Origin of the sequence: Fructobacillus evanidus (assembly GCF_963580165.1) — a bacterium.
GTDB classification, from domain to species: Bacteria; Bacillota; Bacilli; order Lactobacillales; family Lactobacillaceae; genus Fructobacillus; species Fructobacillus evanidus.
This window is the reverse complement of record NZ_CAUZLM010000023.1, coordinates 1-1,140: the sequence shown is the minus strand read 5'-3', so window position 1 is coordinate 1,140 and position 1,140 is coordinate 1. Positions and strand designations below refer to the sequence as shown.

The 1,140-nt window shown below is 39.6% G+C and carries 1 protein-coding gene; it reads left to right on the top strand.

Annotation, left to right across the window (positions count from 1 at the left end):
* Positions 1–46: 46 nt before the first annotated feature.
* On the top strand, positions 47–1,140 hold a 1,094-nt coding region (locus tag AABI08_RS08375; protein ID WP_338344725.1), incomplete at its 3' end, for an IS3 family transposase.

Here is a 1,140-nt window from a genome sequence, read left to right as displayed (position 1 = left end):
TGATATGAACCCCGAAATTTGGACAACCAAATTTCGGGGTTTTACTATGTCTAAATTATCAAAAGAAGACAAAGTTAATATTTATTATCTTTGGAAAAAACAATGCTATAGTCCCAAACAGATTGGCCATGAGTACAAGATAAGCAGTGGTAATGTACAGTATTTAGTTTCTTTGATTGACAAGCATGGTCTAGCCATCTTAGAGCATGCTTACCAGTCATATTCAGATGATTTAAAACTGGAAATCATCCAAAAAGCGTTGGATCCAACCCGTTCAATTCGCTCAGTTGCCCTTGAGTATGCCTTACCTAGCCGTGGGATGGTCTCTAATTGGCTTCGTTCTTACCGCGAAAACGGTTATACTATCGTTACTAAGAAAAAAGGACGAAAGCCAAATGATCGATCAGGAGAAAGAACGGCTCGAAGCGGAAAATCGCAAGCTCAAGAAAGAAAACCAAGCCTTACAAGAGAAGAACTTGAGGCTACGTATCATCAACGAATATACAAAAAAATTAGATGCCTTAGTGGACGAACGAATCGAACGCGAAAAACAGGACAAGCGGAAGAAATCACCCAAGCGGTAACCCAACTAAGGCGAGAATTGAAAGTATCTCTAACGTTCATCTTAGCCACTATTAACGGTCATCCAGATTTACCACACCTCTCTCGTAGTGATTACTACTACACTTTGCAGAAAGTGGGAAAGGATACTAAGAATGAAAAGCTCATGAACCGCATTCGTGAGTTATTTGAGGAACATCATGCTCGCTATGGTTATCGTCGTATCACTCTACAGTTAAAACGTGAAGGCATGATTGTGAACCATAAAAAGGTCCAAAGACTCATGACAATCATGGGTTTAGTAGCTTTGCACAACCGTAAACGAGCAAAATATAGTAGTTACCAAGGTACGATTGGCGTTATTAAAGAGAATAAGATCAAACAATCTTTTCACTCAGAACATCCCGACCAAAAGTGGTATGCCGATATTACTGAATTTAAGCTCAATGGCCAAAAGACTTATTTGTCCGCTTTACTCGATGGTTGTACGCAAGAAGTCATTTCTTATGAAGTGTCCAGGCATCCAAATTTAGCTCAGACGATTAGTATGATGGAAAAGGCAGTGAAACGCTATCCAAA